The sequence below is a fragment of the Ruegeria meonggei genome (assembly GCF_900172215.1).
GTDB lineage: Bacteria > Pseudomonadota > Alphaproteobacteria > Rhodobacterales > Rhodobacteraceae > Ruegeria > Ruegeria meonggei.
Window position 1 is genome coordinate 271126 of sequence record NZ_FWFP01000005.1, and the last position, 17880, is coordinate 289005.

Sequence of the window (17880 nt, forward strand, 5' to 3'; positions counted from 1 at the left end):
TCCTTTGCGCCATTGCGCAGGAAACGGGTCGCCTGGTGGCAGGGAGGTGAACATATTTGGGCCAGAAAAGGAGACATATCATGCACAGAATTTCTGCCCTCCCCACCGATCAGGTTGAGGCCTATCGCAGCGGTGCGCCCGACGGCTATGGCAACCCGCCGGAACGGGCGATTTCGAACGGGCAGGGAAACCCCTGCCGCCACTGCCTGACCTATATTCCGGAAGGCAAAGAGATGCTGGTGCTGGCCCACAGGCCCTTTCCCGCGACGCAGCCTTTTGCCGAAACCGGGCCGATTTACCTTTGTGTAGAGCCATGTCAGCGCCATGAGGACCCGTCAGAACTGCCCGAGGCGCTGACTGCGTCGCCCAATTATCTGATCAAAGGGTACGGGGCGGATGACCGGATCGTCTATGGCACCGGGATCATCACGCCACAGGCGGATTTGCACAGTGCGGCCAAGGATATCTTTGCCCGCGATGATGTTGCTTATATCCACATCCGCTCGGCGCTGAACAACTGCTATCACGCGCGGATCGACCGGACCTAAAGCCTGACGCAGTGTATACCCCGGCGCGGCTGATCCTGATCATCCGCCGGGGGATCATCTGATTGGGCCGAGGTCAGGGCGAGGAACACATCTTCAAGGTCTGCCTCTTCGGTGCGGACGTCACGGATGCGGATATCAGCTGTCCTAACGGATTCCAGAACCCGTTCGGCGCTGGTCTGCGCGCTGCGATAATGCAGAACCAAACTGCCATCGTCGCGCAAAGCGGCCTCGACGCCGTCAGCCACTGGCAAGCCCGTGACCGGGGCGTCCGGAGTGATCACCATGGTGCGGCTATCCATCCGGTCCAGCAGGTTGGCGGTGCTGTCCTGCGCGATCTTTTCGCCGTGGTTGATGATTGCGATCTGATCGCACATTTCCTGCGCTTCTTCCAGGTAATGGGTGGTCAGAATGATCGTCATGCCCTGTTCGTTCAGCTTGCGTACGTTAGACCACAGCATCTGGCGCAACTCGATGTCTACACCGGCCGTGGGTTCGTCCAGCACCAGGATGCGGGGGTGATGCACCAATGCCTTGGCCAGCAGCAGACGTCGCCGCATCCCGCCGGACAGGGTGCGGGCATAAGCCTCGGCCTTGTCGCTGAGGCCGACAAGTTCGAGGATCTCGTCGCTGCGGCGCTGCGATTTGGGCACGCCATAAAGGCCAGCCTGCACCTCAAGCGCGCCCCGTGGCGAGAAGAACGGATCAAGGTTCAGCTCTTGCGGCATGACACCGATGGCCGCGCGCGACTGGCGTGGGTGCTGATCCTGATCAAAGCCCCAGATCGACACATGACCTGCGGTTTTCACCACCAGACCCGCCAAAATGTTGATCAGGGTCGATTTCCCGGCGCCGTTCGGCCCCAGCAGACCAAAGACGGACCCGCGCGGGATAGTCAGGTCGATACCTTTCAGCGCCTGCTTTTCGGGCTGGCCTTTGCTGCCGCGATAGGTTTTGCGCAGCCCGTCGATCCTGATTGCCGCATCGCCCATGTCGCTCTTGCCCCCGGATTACTCATCGCTCATAAACGCACCTAGACCATGCCCGCGAGGCCGACAACCGCAGAAGGATCGCCAGCCGTGACCATCGAAGCGCCGGAAACCAAGATCGTTGAAACCGCCCGGGTCGCCTGTGACGGCGGCGAAGGCGCATTGGGCCATCCGCGCGTCTGGTTACAAATCCCCGAGGATACCGGCTGGGTCGAATGCCCGTATTGCGATTGCAAATACGTCCTGGCAGGGCACGAAGCCCAGGCCTGATCGCATGATATGTGCTGTGTGGCTCATAGATTTGGTCAGGCTGGCCTAGACTGTGACGCATTCAGGACAGAACGGAGGCCGGATGCTGTTTGCAGTGCAGCTTTTGCAGCTATCAGATCAAGAGCCTCTGGCCAAAGGTGGCCACCGGGATGTCTATGCGTGCCCGGGCCAACCTGAACTGCTGATCAAGGTGACACGGCCGCGAACACGCCGGAACCGATCCTTCTCGAAACGTCTTGTGCGGAGACTTATGCCAGATTCGGCCTTTCGCAATGCGCTGAAAGAAATCGAGTGCGAGATGAAGGCAGCCTTGAAAAGCGGCCCCGATATCGCGCAACTGCCGTTGGCGCGATCCTTTGGGATAGTGCAGACGGATGTTGGACCGGGGGTTGTGGTCGAAAAGATCCAATCCGACGATGGCGATCTTGCCCGCCATTTGTCGTGGATGTGCAAACGCAATGTGTTGAATGACGCCATTTTGGAGAACCTCAACAGCTTTGTGCAAAAGCTGTTCGCGTTTCAGATCGTTGGCCGCGATATCCACGAAATGAACATCGTCTACGGGCAGCGCGATCAGGTGCATATGTTCTTTCTGATCGATGGCTACGGCGAACGTAACCTTGTCCCTTTGCGCACGCTGAGCCGCAAGTTGAATGACCGGTCGCTGAACAAACAGATGCGACAGATCGCCGATAACACCGGCTTGCGCTGGGACGCGGCGACGCGGGCCTTCAGTTTGAACTGAACGACCGCCCTCTGGGCATTCCGGGCGCATTCCCAAGTCTTGCCATGTTTCAATGCTATCTGGAGCGCACATTTGCATGAGGGTGAACGATGACTGAAGTTACCGCGCAGAACGACCACAGCCCTGTTTTTGGTTGGCTGGGCTTTTTGATTGCCTCAACCTCCCTCATGGCGGCGTTGTTTGTTTTTTGGGCGGGGCCCTTTGCGCCCCAGCAATCTACCGGCGTTTCTCTGGGAGAGCTTGCAGCTGAAATCGGTAAATCCACTTTGCGCTCGGCCGCTGGGCTGGACCAGCCTGAGCCTGTTGAACGCGCGCGCAACATGGATGATTTCCTGCAAATCGGCGTTGCCATGTTGGGTGGCCTGGCGATCATTCTCGCGGCTGTCGGTCTGATGCGCCATGAAAAAAAGCGCCCCGCCATAGCGGGCATCGTGATCGGCGTGGGCGCGATCCTGTTTCAGTTCTTCGCGATGGCCTTTTTCGCCCTGTTGGGTGTGTTGGTCATCATGGCCCTGCTGAACAGCTTCTCGGATGTCTTCTCAGGCCTCTTCGGCGGATAGTACCCCTTCTTCGCTGGTCACCCGCGCGGCCCTGTGGCAGAACCATCCCTGTCTGACAGGGAGAGCGCGCATGAGTGAATTCGGCAAAGGGTGTCACCTGCATCTGATCGATGGATCGGCCTTTATTTTTCGGGCCTATCACGCGCTGCCACCGCTGACGCGCAAGTCTGACGGGTTGCCGATCGGCGCCGTTTCGGGCTTTTGCAACATGCTGCAGAAATATGTCGAAGGGAATGCGGGGCCGGATGCGCCGACCCATGTGGCGGTGATCTTCGACAAGGGCTCGCACACTTTCCGCAATGACATGTATGATCTGTATAAGGCCAACCGAGAGGCTATGCCCGAGGACCTGCGCCCGCAGATGCCCCTGACCCGTGAGGCGACACGTGCCTTCAACATCGCCTGCAAAGAGCTTGAGGGCTATGAGGCTGACGATATCATTGCCACCCTTGCCGTTCAGGCGCGAGAGGCTGGCGGGCGTGTGACCATCGTCAGTTCCGACAAGGACCTGATGCAACTTGTCGGCGGCGGCGTCGAGATGCTGGATGCGATGAAGAACAAGCGCATTGACCGCGACGGGGTGATCGAGAAATTCGGCGTCGGCCCGGAACGTGTGGTCGATGTACAGGCGCTGGCCGGAGACAGTGTCGACAACGTGCCCGGCGCGCCGGGGATCGGGATCAAGACGGCGGCGCTGCTGATCAATGAATATGGCGATCTGGAAACTCTGCTAGACCGTGCCGAAGAGATCAAACAGCCTAAACGCCGCCAGACCCTGATCGAAAAGCGCGACCAGATCGAGCTGTCGAAAAGGCTGGTGCAGTTGGAAGAGCGGACGCCTTTGGATTTCACTCTGGACGATCTTGAGGTCAAAGACCCCGAACCGGAAACGCTGTTGGGGTTTCTGGCCGAGATGGAGTTCCGCACCCTGACCAAGCGTATTGCCGACAAGCTGGGGGCCGAGGCCCCGTCAATTGCGGATGCGCCTGCACCTGCGGACGAGCCAGAAGTTGAAGCTGCGCCCTTTGATGCATCGAAGTACGAATGTGTGCGGGATGCGGCGGCCCTGCAAAAGTGGATCGACCAGGCTTATGAACGTGGTTGGGTCGCGGTGGATACCGAAACCACCGGCCTGAACGAGATGATCGCCGATCTGGTCGGCATCTCGCTGTGCATTGAGGCGGGCACGGCCTGTTACGTCCCGCTGATTCATCGTCAAAGTGCGACTGATGACCTGTTTGGCTCGGATGCGCTGGCCGAAGGGCAGATGCCGCTGGATCAGGCTTTGAACTTGCTGAAGCCGATGCTTGAGGACCCGTCGATCCTGAAGATCGGGCAGAACATGAAATACGATGCCAAGATATTCAAACGCTATGGGGTCACTGTCGCGCCGATCGACGACACGATGTTGATGTCTTATGCGATGCATGGCGGCGAACATGGGCATGGGATGGATACGCTCTCGGAACGGTATCTGAGCCATACGCCGATTCCGATCAAGCCGCTGCTGGGGTCCGGAAAATCGGCAATCACCTTTGACAAGGTGCCGATTGACGAGGCCACCGCTTATGCGGCAGAGGACGCCGATATCACCTTGCGCCTGTGGAAGCTGTTCAAACCACAACTGCATCAGGTACAGGTGACGACGGTTTATGAAACGCTGGAACGTCCGTTGGTGCCGGTTCTGACCGAGATGGAGATGCACGGCATCAAGGTCGACCGCGATGTGTTGTCCCGCATGTCCAACGCCTTTGCGCAGAAAATGGCCGGGTTAGAGGCTGAAATCCACGAATTGGCAGGCGAGCCGTTCAATGTCGGGTCGCCCGCGCAGCTGGGTGAGATCCTGTTCGACAAGATGGGTTTGGAAGGCGGCAAGAAAGGCAAGACCGGAAAGTATTCGACCGGGGCCGATATTCTTGAGGATCTGGCGACCGAGCATGAATTGCCGCGCCGGGTGTTGGACTGGCGGCAATTGTCCAAGCTGAAATCGACTTATACGGACGCGCTGCAGACCCATATCAACCCCGATACGGGCCGGGTGCATACGTCTTATTCGATCACCGGGGCCAATACAGGCCGTCTGGCCTCAACCGATCCGAACCTGCAGAACATTCCAGTGCGCACTGAAGAGGGACGGCGCATTCGCGAGGCGTTCATCGCCGAGCCGGGCAATTTGCTGGTCAGCCTCGACTACAGCCAGATTGAGCTGCGGATTCTGGCACATATCGCGGAAATCCCTGCCTTGAAACAGGCCTTTACGGATGGGTTGGACATTCACGCCATGACGGCGTCCGAGATGTTCGACGTGCCGCTGGAAGAGATGACTCCGGATATTCGCCGCCAAGCCAAAGCGATCAACTTTGGTGTGATCTACGGCATCTCGGGTTTTGGTCTGGCGCGCAACCTGCGCATTCCCCGGGCCGAGGCGCAAGGATTCATCGACCGGTATTTCGAGCGTTTCCCGGGAATCAGAGCCTATATGGATGACACCGTCGCCTTTGCGAAAGAGCACGGTTATGTTCAGACCTTGTTCGGGCGTAAAATTCACACACCCGAGATCAATGCCAAGGGGCCGCATGCCGGGTTCTCGCGTCGGGCGGCGATCAACGCGCCGATCCAGGGGACGGCAGCGGATGTGATCCGGCGCGCCATGGTGCGGATGCCGGAGGCGATCAACGGGTTGCCTGCCAGGATGCTGCTGCAGGTGCATGATGAATTGTTGTTCGAAGTGGCCGAAGACGCGGTGGATCAGGTGATCAGTGTGGCGCGCGACATTATGGAAGGTGCATCAGACCCGGCGGTGAAACTGGACGTAAAGCTGAGCGTGGATGCCGGGCAGGGCGCGAACTGGGCTGAAGCCCACTAGACGTTTATTATGCGGGCTGCGCTGCTCATCGGGCCCTCTTCGCAGCGGGTCAGCCCTTTGGTCTGACCATGCGATTGACCAGCCGTTGCACGCTGGGACCAAGCAGCAGGATGACGGTGAAGGCGATGGGCCAGCAAAAGGCCCAGGACGCCATCCAATCCCCAATCGTGCCGGGGCCAAACCCGATGGCTTTAACCGTGGCGATCCCTGTCACGATGCAGGACATGAGGCCGGACATGATCAGGCTAAATACGGCGCGGGCATAGCGGGCAGGGAACATGTCTGGCCTCCTTGACACTGTGATTATCGGGTGTGGGGTATTTCGGGATCAATTGCCAGACAGCATCATGAGGCGCGGTGTCACATCCAGCCCAACGACTGGCTGGTGCGGGATGTGGAGGCGGTGTATTCGGCGCTGACCCAACCAGAATAGCCGGTGTTTTCCATCGCGGTGAAAAGGGCTGCGAAATCTGTTGGGCCGCGCCCCGGTTCCGAGCGGTCGGGGGCAGCACCGATCTGGGCGTGAACGACCCGCGGGTGAAACCGATCCCAGATCGCCTGCGCGTCGCCATGGATCATATAGGCGTGAAAGCTGTCAAATTGCAGACCCAGATTGGGGCGGTTCACCTGGTTCAAAACCTCGACCGCCAGATCGTAGTCGTTCAGGAAGTACCCGGGTTGTGACACCGGGTTGAGCGGTTCGATCGTGAATTGCTGTTGGGGGGCGAAATCAGCGGCCCATTGCAGGTTCTTCACAAAGCATTCCAGCGCATCCGGCCCTGAGGCATAGCCCGACATGATATGGATCAGCCCGGGTCGCAGGATATCGGCATAACGCAAAACGCGACGGATATCAGACTGAAAACGCGCCTCACCCCCGGGAATGGCTGCATATCCCGGCGCGCCCCCGGTATAGTTCGGCGGTGGAGCGTTGATCAGTACCAGATCCAGCCCGTTGGCCAGCAGGGCGCGGCGGGTTTCTTTTGCCGCCTGTTCGTATGGAAACAGAATCTCGACCGCTTTAAAGCCCGCCTCAGCCGCAGCCTGAAACCGGTCGAGATAAGGAAGCTCGGTGAACAGCAGCGAGATATTGGCAGCGAATTTGGGCATGTGGGGCCTCGGAAATCTGATGGCCGAACCATAGCGTCGGGCCGGTTTCAGTGAAAGGGACTGAAAACGACAGATTGTCGAAAATCGACCAGATCGCCCGGCGCATTTCAGTGAGGTTCGGAACATTACGGCGAATCATTTCAGGCGCCGTACCAACAAAAGGTTTGACCCCAATGGCGATGAGCCCTGACCCCGTGCGCGGGACCACCCTTTCTATGTCCGGCGGAAGGAATTCTGCCTTGTCCGGAAATGGGTTGGCGGTCGCTTCAATGCTGACGTGGGCGGCCGGGTTTCCGGCGGCCGAGGTGTTGTTGCAGACCTGGCCACCGGTTGCTCTGTTGGCGGCGCGGTTGGCGTTTGCGGTGGTTGTCATGGTGCCGATCTGGCTTTTGATCGACGGGCCGCGGCGGGTGCTGCGTGCCCGCTGGGGCCATGCGATGCTGGTCGGAGGGCTTGGAATTGGCATTGCCATGTTCCTGCTTATTGTTGCGCAAAAGCTGACCGATCCGGTGACGGTTGCAATCATTGCCTCTTGTGCGCCGCTGATGGCCACAGTGCTGGAGCTTGCAGCAGGCACGCGGCGCTTGCGGTGGAATTTTGCGCTGGGTGTGTTGGTGTCGATTGTCGGCGGATTGATTGCGACCAGTGCGGTGGCGCCTGCTCAGCTGGGTCTGGGGGCGGTCTGCGCCATTGGGGCAACGGGCCTGTTCTGCTGGTCCAGCATGGCAACCGCGCGCGACTTTCCAGACCTTAGCCACACGGGACGCACCACGATCACGTTCGCTGGCGGGCTGGTCATGGCATCGCTGCTGGTGTTTGGGGCGGCGCAGATGGGTATGGATGTGTTGCCTGCGACCGCCTTCGACACTCAGCAGGCTGGGATGTTGATGATCTACGCGATTATCTCGATGGGGCTGAGCCAGGTTTTCTTTGTCGCGTCCATTGGTAAGCTGGGCGTCGCTCTGACCTCATTCCATATCAACATCGCGCCGTTTTACGTGATGGTGATCATGGTGATGATGGGGGATGAGTGGAATTCAACCCGGGCGCTGGGCGCAGGGATCGTGGCGCTGTCCGTTGTGCTGGCGCAGGATCGCCGGGTCGCGCGCCCGGCTTAGCCCGGCAAATCGTCCGAACGGATCAGCGGAAAAAACTGCCCCCCGGACCAGACCCCAAACCAGCCATCTAGATGCGTTGCGATGTCCACGAGGCGATAAAAGCTTTTGCGATCAATGCGCGCCTCCAGGTTTGCGCGAACCAATATGTACGGAGACGGCTCATCTGTTTCTGCGTCTATGACAATTCGGATGGGATGATCCGGACCCGCGACGGCGACATCGCCCACATGGGTGGAAAAACTCAACCTCTGGGCCTGACCGTCGCCTTCGGCCTCAAAATCCACCGCGATAAAGGGCGCGTCCTCGACGGTGATTCCCACCTTTTCAACCGGGGTCACCAGAAAGTACTTCCCGTCTTCTTTCTTAAGAATTGAGGAAAAAAGCTTCACAAGCTCGAACCGGTTGATCGGCGATCCTAAATAACTCCAGGTGCCATCTTTTGCGATTTGCATGTCCAGATCGCCGCAAAACGGAGGATTCCACAGGTGTACGGGGGGTAAACCCCGTGTTTTGGTCGCTTTGATCGAACTCGCCAGCCCGTCCGGAGAAGGAGTCACAGGTTTTTGTCCACTCATTGCTTTTGCCATTTCCTTTTCGCGCGATACACTTCAACCATAATAGTCCACGGAAGGGAAAGTCATGACCGAACCTGCCGACCTCGTGTCCGAGATCGAAGCGCTGGAAACCAAACTGCAAGAGGCCAAGGCCTCGATCACCCGTCGCTTTATCGGACAGGAAAGAGTCGTGGACCTGACCCTGACGGCATTGCTGTGTGGCGGCCATGCGCTGCTGATCGGCCTGCCGGGATTGGGCAAGACGCGTCTGGTCGAAACGCTGTCGACTGTAATGGGGCTGAACGGCAACCGCATTCAGTTCACACCAGACCTGATGCCCGCTGACATTCTGGGCTCCGAAGTGTTGGACACCGCCGAGGATGGCAGCCGCCACTTCCGGTTCATTTCCGGGCCGATCTTCTGCCAGTTGCTGATGGCGGATGAGATCAACCGCGCCAGCCCCCGGACGCAGTCGGCGCTGCTGCAGGCGATGCAGGAACGCACCGTGACAGTGGCCGGTGAAGACCGCGATCTGGGCGTGCCGTTCCACGTGCTGGCCACGCAGAACCCGATTGAACAGGAAGGCACCTATCCGCTGCCCGAGGCGCAGCTGGACCGTTTCCTGGTGCGGATCGACGTGGAGTATCCCGATCGCCAGACCGAACGGGATATTCTTCTGGCCACGACCGGGGTTGAAGAGGACGAGGCGCATCAGATTTTCAGCAAAGAAGAGCTTTTGGCCGCGCAGGTCCTGCTGCGCCGGATGCCGGTGGGTGAATCCGTGGTCGAGTTGATCCTTGATCTGGTCCGCGCCTTCCGCCCGGATGAGGCAGGCGTGTCCGAACGGGTTTCTGAGACGGTGGCCTGGGGCCCCGGCCCCCGTGCGGCGCAGGCGCTGATGATGACAGTGCGGGCGCGGGCGATGCTGCAGGGGCGCCTGGCCCCCAATGCCGAGGATGTACTGGATATGGCGCGCCCGGTGCTCAGCCACCGGATGGCGCTGAATTTCGCGGCGCGGGCGCGGGGGGATAGCCTTGCTGATCTGATCGAATCCACTGCCGCGGGGTTGACCCGAACTGAGGCCGCGGCGTGAATGCTGCACTAACCCTTCGCGAAAGATCCGAGGCCGAGGCGGCCCGACTGCCGCCGCTTTTGGCGCGGGCCGAACATCTGGCCGGCACCGTCCTGCTGGGCGATCACGGGCGCAGGCGATCCGGTCTGGGCGATGATTTCTGGCAATACCGCCCGGCGCAGATCGGCGACAGTCGGCGGATGATCGACCATCGCCGTTCGGCCCGCGGGGATCAGCAGTTTGTGCGCGAACGCGAATGGCAAATCGCGCAATCGGTGATGTTGTGGGTGGATCAGGGCGCGTCGATGCGGTTTGCCTCGGACAAGTCCCTGTCCACCAAAGCGGACCGGGCGCGCCTGTTGGGGCTGGCTACAGCCATCCTGCTGGTGCGGGGGGGCGAACGTGTGGGCCTGACCGGCACCACTTTGCCGCCCCGGCGTGGCAATGCACAGATCATCCGTCTGGCAGAGGCTTTGTCCGAAGATGCCGAGACCGATTATGCCCCGCCTGAACATCGTGCTATGATTCCACATGCCCGCGCCGTGTTCATTTCTGATTTCCTGGGGCCGCTGGACGAAGTTGAACTGGCCCTGACCAAAGCTGCCGATCGCGGCGTGCGTGGCGTTCTGCTTCAGGTTCTCGACCCAGGCGAGGAGAGTTTCCCTTATCGGGGCCGCACGATCTTTGAAAGCGTCGGGGGGTCTGTCCGTCACGAAACCCTGAAGGCCGGCGACCTGCGCGACCGCTATCTGGACCGCCTTGCGCGCCGCAAGGACGCCCTGAACCAGCTGTGCCGGGCTACGGGCTGGCAACAGGGCCTGCACCATACGGGGGACAGCGCACAGGCGGCTTTGTTGTGGCTGTACCGGGCGCTGGATGGGGGGACTGGATGACAGTTCTGGCTGGCATCGGATTTACCGCGCCGTGGGTTTTGCTGGGTCTGCTGACCCTGCCGGTCCTGTGGCTGATCCTGCGCGCTGTGCCACCGGCGCCGATCCGTCGGCTGTTCCCGGCGGTCACGCTGCTGATGGGGCTCAAGGATGAGGAAAGCGTCTCGGACCGCACCCCGTGGTGGCTGTTGCTGCTGCGGATGTTGGCGGCAGCGGCGATCATCATCGGATTGGCTGGTCCGGTCTTGAATCCCTCACGCGATCAGGCGGGATCGGGGCCTTTGCTGCTGGTGCTGGATGCCAGCTGGGCCGGGGCAACCCGGTGGTCCTCGACCCTGGACCAGATCGACGTACAACTGACCGAGGCCGGACGGGCGGGTCGCACGGTGGCGATCCTGACCCTGACCGAGCCGGAAACTCCGGTGTTTCAGGCCCCCGAGGCCTGGCGCGGGCGGCTACCCGGTTTGACGCCAATGCCATGGCAACCAACCACGCCGCAGGTTGACCAGACCCTGACCGCGCTGGGTCAGCTTGATGGAGGCTTTGACACCCATTGGTTCAGTGACCGGCTGGTGTTTGACGGGCATGACAGGGTTCTGGCAGCGCTACAGGCGCGCGGCGCGGTGACAGTGTATCAACCTCAATCGACGGTGGTGGCTATCCTGCCCGCCGCATATCAGGACGGGGTCATCCATCTGACCGCGCAAAGGGCTGAAGCTGGTCCGGCGAACCGTATCACCGTGTTGGCGCAAGGCCGTGATCCCGCCGGTGCCATGCGCGTTCTGCAATCGGTTGAGATGGAGTTTCCAGCCGGCGAAACTCTGGCACAGACCGAACTGGCGCTGCCCTCCGAACTGCGCGCCCGGATTACAAGGTTTGAAATACAGGGCCAGCGGTCCGCCGGGGCGCTGACGCTGACCGATGACAGCCTGCGCCGCCGCGAGGTCGCCCTGATCGCCGGGTCGCTCAACCGCGAAGGGTTAGAGCTGTTGTCGTCTTTGCACTATTTGACGCAAGTGTTGATCCCAACGGCAGATTTCGTCGAGGGGGGGCTGTTGGATGTGTTGCCTGCCAACCCGGACGTGATTGTGCTGGCCGATGTGGCGAAACTGTCCGATGGCGAACAAACCGCACTGGCTGAATGGGTCGAGCAGGGCGGGTTGCTGTTGCGCTTTGCCGGCCCGCGCATGGCCGCCAGCGATCTGGGCCGGGACGCCGAAGATATCCTGCTGCCCGTGCGACTGCGCAGCGGCGGTCGCTCGGTTGGTGGCGCGATGAGCTGGGGTGAGGCCAAAGGGCTAGCCCCATTCCCCGAGAACTCGCCCTTTTACGGGTTGGATATCCCCGGTGATGTGACCGTCACCACGCAGGTTATGGCGCAACCGGACCCCAATCTGGCGGATCGGGTGATCGCGTCGCTGTCGGATGGCACCCCTCTGGTCACGCGCAAACCGCTGGGGCTGGGGCAGGTGGTGCTGTTCCATGTGACGGCAGACGCGGAATGGTCCAGCCTGCCACTGTCAGGCCTGTTTGTTGAGATGCTCGACCGGCTGGCCGTGGCCTCGGCGGCGAAATCGCGGCAGGAATCGCAACTGCAAGGCACCACTTGGGCACCGATTCAGGTCATGGATGGCTTTGGAACCTTGTCTGATGCGGGCAATCTGGTCGGTGTGGATGGGGTTGAGCTGGTGACGGGTACAATTGGTCCGGATCTGCGGCCCGGCTTGTACGAAAGCGGTAAACAAAAATTGGCGCTGAATGTGCTGTCTGCGGACACGGTGTTGCGCCCGGTGACCTGGCCCTCGGACGTTACTGTCAAAGGGCAGGAAGTGAACACTGAGACGCCGATCGGAGGCCTGCTGCTGAGCCTTGCGCTTTTGTTGCTGACGGTGGACGTGATCGCCTCTCTGGCGCTGTCGGGGCGGCTGGGGCTGGCTAAGGCCGCAGCGGTGGCCTTGGGCGCGGCCTTTCTGGTGCCCGAAGCACAAGCGCAGACACCCGAGGAAACAGACTTCGCGCTCAGCGCTACGCATGAGCTGGTTCTGGCCCATGTCATGACCGGCAATGCCGAAGTGGATGATATTGCCGGTGCGGGGATGCGCGGTCTGGCGCAGACGCTGTTTTTCCGCACCTCGGTCGAACCTGCAAATCCCATCGGCGTTGATCTGGAACGTGACGAGCTGGCCTTTTTCCCGCTGCTCTATTGGCCTGTTACCCCGGATCAACCGCAACCCTCAGCCGAGGCTTACGCCAAGCTGAACGCTTATCTGCGGTCCGGTGGCATGATCCTGTTTGACACCCGCGACGCCGATATCGCCCGGTTCGGGGCCGCCAGCCCCAATGGGCGCAAGTTGCAACAGTTGGCCGCACCGCTGAATATCCCATCGTTAGAGCCCGTTCCCCGTGACCACGTGCTGACCCGCGCCTTTTACCTGCTGCAGGACTTCCCAGGCCGTTACGCAGGCACTGAGGTCTGGGTCGAGGCTGCGCCGATGGATGCAGAACAGATCGAAGGCATGCCCTTCCGCAATCTCAACGACAACGTGACCCCTGTGGTGATCGGTGGCAACGACTGGGCCGGGGCCTGGGCCGTGGATCGCAACGGCCAGGCGCTGCTGCCGGTGGGGCGCGGCTATGCCGGTGAACGTCAGCGCGAGCTGGCCAATCGCTTTGGCGTCAATCTGGTGATGCACGTGCTGACCGGGAATTACAAATCCGATCAGGTCCATGTGCCTGCTCTGTTGGACAGGTTGGGACAATGACAGGAACCGTCATATTCGATCCGCTGATTCCGTGGCCCGTTCTGGCCATTGTGGCTGCGATTGCAGTTGCGGGTGTCCTTCTGGCCCTGTGGCGCGGCTTGTCAGGCTGGGCGTTGCGCGGGCTGGCCGCGCTGGTGGTAATCGCGGCACTGTCGGGGCCGGTCTATCAGGTCGAAGATCGCGCACCGCTGACTGATATTGTCCTGATGATCGAGGATGAGAGCGCCAGCCAGACCCTGTCGGACCGGGCCGTGCAAACCGCGCAGGCCGCCGAAGAACTGGCCACCGAGATCGAATCCCGCACCAATACCGAGCTGCGCCGGATCAAGGTTGGCGACGGCGATGGCGACGAGGGCACGCAGGTCATGGCGGCACTGAACGCGGCTCTGGCCGAGGAACCCCGCGCCCGGATCGCAGGTATCCTTGTGGTGTCCGATGGTATCGTGCACGACGTGGATCAGGCCCCTGATCTGCCCGCGCCGATGCATCTGTTGCAAACCGGGCGCGCCGCGGATTGGGATCGTCGCCTGATTGTCCGCAACGCACCGGCCTTTGCCATTATTGGCGAGCCGGTCACTTTGACCTTGCGGGTCGAAGACAGCGGCGCTGCCCCCACCGGCGCGATCTCTGCCCCGCTTGAGATTTCGGTGGATGGGGGAGAACCGGAACAATTCACCATCCCGCTTGGCGTGGATGTGGAATTGCCGATCTCTCTGCCCCATGGCGGGCGCAATGTCATCCAGTTCACCGTGCCCGAGGCCGAGGGCGAATTGACCGATCGCAACAACACCGCGTTGATTCAGATGAACGGTGTGCGCGACCGTCTGCGGGTTTTGCTGGTATCGGGCGAGCCGCATCCGGGCGGGCGGACATGGCGTAACCTGCTGAAATCCGACAGCTCGGTCGATCTGGTGCATTTCACCATTCTGCGCCCGCCGGAAAAACAGGACGGTGTGCCGGTGGATGAGCTGTCTCTGATCGCCTTCCCGACCCGCGAGCTGTTTTTGGAAAAGATCAACGATTTCGACCTGATCATCTTTGACCGCTACAAGCGCCGCGGCATCCTGCCCGCAATCTATCTGGACAATGTCACCAACTATATCAACGACGGCGGCGCGGTGCTGATCGCTGCGGGGCCGGATTTTGCCACCGCTGACAGCATTTTTCGCTCGCCCCTGGCCCCGATCCTGCCGGCACAACCCACTGCGCGCGTGATTGAGGAACGGTTTGTGCCGATGGTCACGGATCTGGGCCATCGGCACCCGGTGACCACGAATCTGGGCGATTCCGAGGATTGGGGCGCATGGTTGCGCCAGATCGATGTCAAACACCGCTCGGGTGAGCTGTTGATGACCGGCGTGGATGACCGGCCACTTCTGGTGCTGGACCGGGTTGGTGAGGGGCGTGTGGCGCTGCTGGCTTCGGACCACGCCTGGTTGTGGAGCCGGGGGTTTGAGGGCGGCGGTCCGCAGTTGGAGCTGCTGCGGCGTCTGGCCCACTGGATGATGAAAGAGCCCGAGCTTGAGGAAGAAGCCCTATGGGCCGAGGCCAACGGCCGGGTCATGCGCATCATCCGCCAGACGCTTGAGGATGAGGTCGGGCCGGTGACTGTAACCCGCCCGAACGGTGAAACGCTTGAGATCACGCTGGAAGAGGTCTCACCGGGTCGGTTCGAAGCGTTGTATTTCGGGCCTGAGATTGGCCTTTATCGCCTGCAGGAAGGTGAACAAACGGCGGTGATCGGGTTGGGGCCTGCAGCACCAAAAGAGTTCGAACAGACCATCGCAACAGGTGAGGTGCTTGCGCCCGTATTGGCCGACCTGCGCGGCGGGGTTATCGCGCTTGAAAACGGTCTGCCCTCGATCCGCACCGTGCGCGCTGGGCGCCCGGCCGCGGGGCGCGGCTGGATCGGGCTGACCCCACGCAACGCCTATGAAACCCGCGACGTAACCCAGGCCGGGCTGTTGCCACCCTGGTTGGTTCTGTTGCTTGCAGGTGGTTTCCTGCTGGGCGGCTGGTTACGCGAAGGGCGGCGCTGAGTTTGACGGACATATCCGCCAGCGCTCGGGTTATCGCCAACGACCAACACCAGATCGGCCGCAAACATCGGGCGTGCACCAAAACAGAGGCAACGGCTTAAACACTTTTTCACGCTCTGTCGGGATGCTGGGTGCGGGTAATTCCGGGATCGGCAGATGAGTCTTGTAACCAAACTGGCACAGGAAAGACGCGCGCGGCTGGCGGCTGAGCGGTTGTTGGAAATGAAGCAGACCGAACTGTCAGCGGCCAACCGCAAACTGGGTTTGCACGCTGTGGCACTGACCAAACGTATCGGCGAAACGCAGGCCGAGGTTGAAACGGTGCGCGACGAAAACGAAAAGGTCAAATCCGACCTGACCGTGGCCCATGCCAAGATCGAAGTGGCTGAGCGCCGGTTATGGCATTCGATTCAGACCATTCAGGACGGCTTTGCCTTTTTTGACGACCAGAACCGCCTGATTGGGGCCAACGCGGCCTATCTGCGTGTGTTTGAGGGTGTGGACGAGGTTGCGCCGGGCATTGCCTATGCCCGCATTCTAGAAGTTTTGATGGCCGAGGGGCTGATTGATATCGGCTCGGAGCCGCCGGCTGAATGGCAGGCCAGAATGCTGGCGCGCTGGGCGGAACCACACCCTGAATCCGTTGTGATCAAGCTGTGGAATGGTCAGTATTTCAAGTTGATCGATCAGCGCGGCAATGGCGGCGACACGGTCAGTCTGGGCCTGAATATCACCGCCTCGGTCCGGCATGAGACCGAGTTGAAGACCGCCCGCAAACGGGCGGAGGCTGCCAACCGTGCGAAATCGGCCTTTCTGGCCAATATGAGCCACGAGATCCGAACCCCGATGAACGGCATTGTCGGGATGACCGAGTTGATGTCGGAAACGCCACTGGACGATGAACAACGGCTCTACCTCAATACGATCCGCAATTCCGGTGAGGCGTTGCTGGTGATCATCAACGACGTTTTGGACTACTCCAAGATCGAGGCCGACAAGCTGATCCTGCACCCCGAACAGTTTGATTTCGAACGCTGCATTCTTGAGGTGGCGATGCTGTTGCAGCCCAGCGTACGGGACAAGGGGCTGTCGTTGCTGGTCGATTATGACCTGTTCCTGCCCACCCTGTTTGTGGGCGACCCCGGTCGCGTGCGGCAGGTTCTGACCAATCTGGTGGGCAATGCGGTCAAATTTACCTCAGAGGGTCACGTCCTGATCCGCGTCACCGGTGTGCCCAACGCAGAGCCCGACACGTGTGACATACATGTGGCGATTGAAGACACTGGTATCGGGATCGATGCGGACAAAATCGGGCACATCTTTGGCGAATTCAACCAGGTCGAGGATGAGCGCAACCGTCAGTTTGAAGGCACCGGGCTTGGTCTGTCCATCACCAAACGTCTGATCACGCTGATGGGCGGAGCTGTGTGGGTCGAAAGCGAGCCGGGGCAGGGGTCGTGTTTCGGGTTCCGTATTTCGCTGCCCACGGCAGAAGGCCCGCAACCAGCGCCGCCCGATCTGGCAGATTGCCTGCGCCATGTGATCGTGGTCGAGGATATGGCCGTCAACCGCGCCATCCTGTCCAAACAGCTGGGTCGGTTGGGCTCTCACGTGACCGTCTGCGCAACGGGGGGAGAGGCGCTGGACGCCGTAGATGACAGTGTGGATCTTTTGCTGTGCGATCACGACCTGCCGGATATGGACAGTCTGGAACTGGCAAGCACGCTACAAAAACGGGGCTGGGACGATCTGCCCGTAGTGGTGATGTCGGTCAATCCCGGCGTTGTTCACGCCAACCCGGCGCGCCACCTGATCGACGGGGTCTTGCAGAAACCGATCCCGCGGGCCGAGCTATATTCCCGCCTGACCGCCCTAAGCCATGGGCCGCGCGCGTCAGCGGCCGAGCCGGAAACCCCAATGCCGGTCGAAGTGCCCAAAACCCTCCGGCTGATGCGGGTCCTGGCGGCCGAGGATAACCGGACCAATCAATTGATCCTGAAAAAGATGGTGAAAGATCTGAACATCGATCTGAAATTCGTCAGCAACGGGGTTGAAGCGGTGCAAGCCCATCTCGACTTTGATCCGGATTTGATCTTCATGGATATCTCGATGCCCAAAATGGACGGCAAACAGGCCACGGTCGAGATCAGACGGCGCGAAGTTGAAACCGGGCGTCACGTGCCGATTGTTGCCCTGACGGCGCATGCCATGGCGGGGGATGATCAGGGTATTCTGTCCGCCGGGCTGGATCATTATCTGACGAAGCCGCTGCAAAAGCGGAAAATCCAACGGATGATCTTGGATCACCAGCCCGAAGTTGCTCTGCCCGTCATTGCCGAGGATGCGTTGCCCGACTAGGC

General features: G+C 60.7%; 15 protein-coding genes. 11 read left to right on the forward strand and 4 right to left on the reverse strand.

Annotated elements, in window-relative coordinates:
- Window positions 1–80: 80 nt before the first annotated feature.
- The gene (locus tag RUM8411_RS10370; RefSeq protein WP_085822610.1) at window positions 81–548 is read left to right on the forward strand and encodes a DUF1203 domain-containing protein; all 468 of its coding nucleotides are present in this window, start codon (window positions 81–83) and stop codon (window positions 546–548) included.
- Here RUM8411_RS10370 and RUM8411_RS10375 read toward each other — a convergent pair.
- A complete protein-coding gene (locus RUM8411_RS10375; protein WP_085822611.1) occupies window positions 545–1537 on the reverse strand; it encodes an ABC transporter ATP-binding protein in 993 nt (330 codons plus the stop codon). The two genes, RUM8411_RS10370 and RUM8411_RS10375, sit on opposite strands and share 4 nt — an antisense overlap.
- Window positions 1538–1624: 87 nt before the next feature.
- Between RUM8411_RS10375 and RUM8411_RS10380 the strand changes: the two genes are divergently transcribed.
- The 4 genes from RUM8411_RS10380 to polA all read left to right on the forward strand — a co-directional run bounded on the left by RUM8411_RS10380 (window position 1625) and on the right by polA (window position 5975).
- A complete protein-coding gene (locus tag RUM8411_RS10380) occupies window positions 1625–1804 on the forward strand; it encodes a zinc-finger domain-containing protein (RefSeq protein ID WP_085822612.1) in 180 nt (59 codons plus the stop codon).
- 82 nt (window positions 1805–1886) lie between these two features.
- Window positions 1887–2549: a YrbL family protein gene (locus RUM8411_RS10385; RefSeq protein WP_085822613.1), complete on the forward strand. Its 663-nt coding sequence runs from the start codon at window positions 1887–1889 to the stop codon at window positions 2547–2549.
- 89 nt (window positions 2550–2638) lie between these two features.
- Complete coding sequence (locus tag RUM8411_RS10390) at window positions 2639–3109, forward strand: hypothetical protein (protein ID WP_085822614.1); 471 nt, start codon at window positions 2639–2641, stop codon at window positions 3107–3109.
- 70 nt (window positions 3110–3179) lie between these two features.
- The gene (polA, locus tag RUM8411_RS10395) at window positions 3180–5975 is read left to right on the forward strand and encodes a DNA polymerase I (RefSeq protein ID WP_085822615.1); all 2796 of its coding nucleotides are present in this window, start codon (window positions 3180–3182) and stop codon (window positions 5973–5975) included.
- A gap of 49 nt (window positions 5976–6024) precedes the next feature.
- Here polA and RUM8411_RS10400 read toward each other — a convergent pair whose 3' ends face one another.
- Entirely contained in the window at window positions 6025–6255 is a 231-nt protein-coding gene (locus tag RUM8411_RS10400) for a DUF2798 domain-containing protein (protein WP_085822616.1), read from the reverse strand.
- An 80-nt stretch (window positions 6256–6335) separates the two neighbouring features.
- The gene (locus RUM8411_RS10405) at window positions 6336–7085 is read right to left on the reverse strand and encodes a hydroxypyruvate isomerase family protein (RefSeq protein WP_085822617.1); all 750 of its coding nucleotides are present in this window, start codon (window positions 7083–7085) and stop codon (window positions 6336–6338) included.
- Window positions 7086–7195: 110 nt separating this feature from the next.
- On the opposite strand from RUM8411_RS10405, the gene RUM8411_RS10410 reads away from it, so the two are divergent.
- Window positions 7196–8203 (forward strand): DMT family transporter, encoded by a 1008-nt coding sequence (locus tag RUM8411_RS10410; protein ID WP_268808353.1) that lies wholly within the window; start codon window positions 7196–7198, stop codon window positions 8201–8203.
- Here RUM8411_RS10410 and RUM8411_RS10415 read toward each other — a convergent pair.
- On the reverse strand, window positions 8200–8790 hold the full coding sequence (locus tag RUM8411_RS10415) for a DUF1285 domain-containing protein (protein ID WP_085822619.1): 591 nt from the start codon (window positions 8788–8790) through the stop codon (window positions 8200–8202). The two genes, RUM8411_RS10410 and RUM8411_RS10415, sit on opposite strands and share 4 nt — an antisense overlap.
- Before the next feature lie 52 nt (window positions 8791–8842).
- Here RUM8411_RS10415 and RUM8411_RS10420 point away from each other — a divergent pair, with 52 nt between their 5' ends.
- The 5 genes from RUM8411_RS10420 (at window position 8843) to RUM8411_RS10440 (ending at window position 17878) form a co-directional block, all read left to right on the forward strand.
- Window positions 8843–9850: an AAA family ATPase gene (locus tag RUM8411_RS10420; RefSeq protein ID WP_085822620.1), complete on the forward strand. Its 1008-nt coding sequence runs from the start codon at window positions 8843–8845 to the stop codon at window positions 9848–9850.
- Window positions 9847–10722 (forward strand): DUF58 domain-containing protein, encoded by an 876-nt coding sequence (locus RUM8411_RS10425; protein ID WP_085822621.1) that lies wholly within the window; start codon window positions 9847–9849, stop codon window positions 10720–10722. The genes RUM8411_RS10420 and RUM8411_RS10425 overlap by 4 nt, the downstream gene beginning before the upstream one ends.
- The gene (locus tag RUM8411_RS10430; protein ID WP_085822622.1) at window positions 10719–13481 is read left to right on the forward strand and encodes a DUF4159 domain-containing protein; all 2763 of its coding nucleotides are present in this window, start codon (window positions 10719–10721) and stop codon (window positions 13479–13481) included. Before RUM8411_RS10425 ends, RUM8411_RS10430 begins: the two co-directional genes overlap by 4 nt.
- The gene (locus tag RUM8411_RS10435; RefSeq protein ID WP_085822623.1) at window positions 13478–15520 is read left to right on the forward strand and encodes a hypothetical protein; all 2043 of its coding nucleotides are present in this window, start codon (window positions 13478–13480) and stop codon (window positions 15518–15520) included. Before RUM8411_RS10430 ends, RUM8411_RS10435 begins: the two co-directional genes overlap by 4 nt.
- A 156-nt stretch (window positions 15521–15676) precedes the next feature.
- Window positions 15677–17878, forward strand: coding sequence for a response regulator (locus RUM8411_RS10440; protein ID WP_085822624.1), 2202 nt, complete (start codon window positions 15677–15679; stop codon window positions 17876–17878).
- Window positions 17879–17880: the final 2 nt, after the last annotated feature.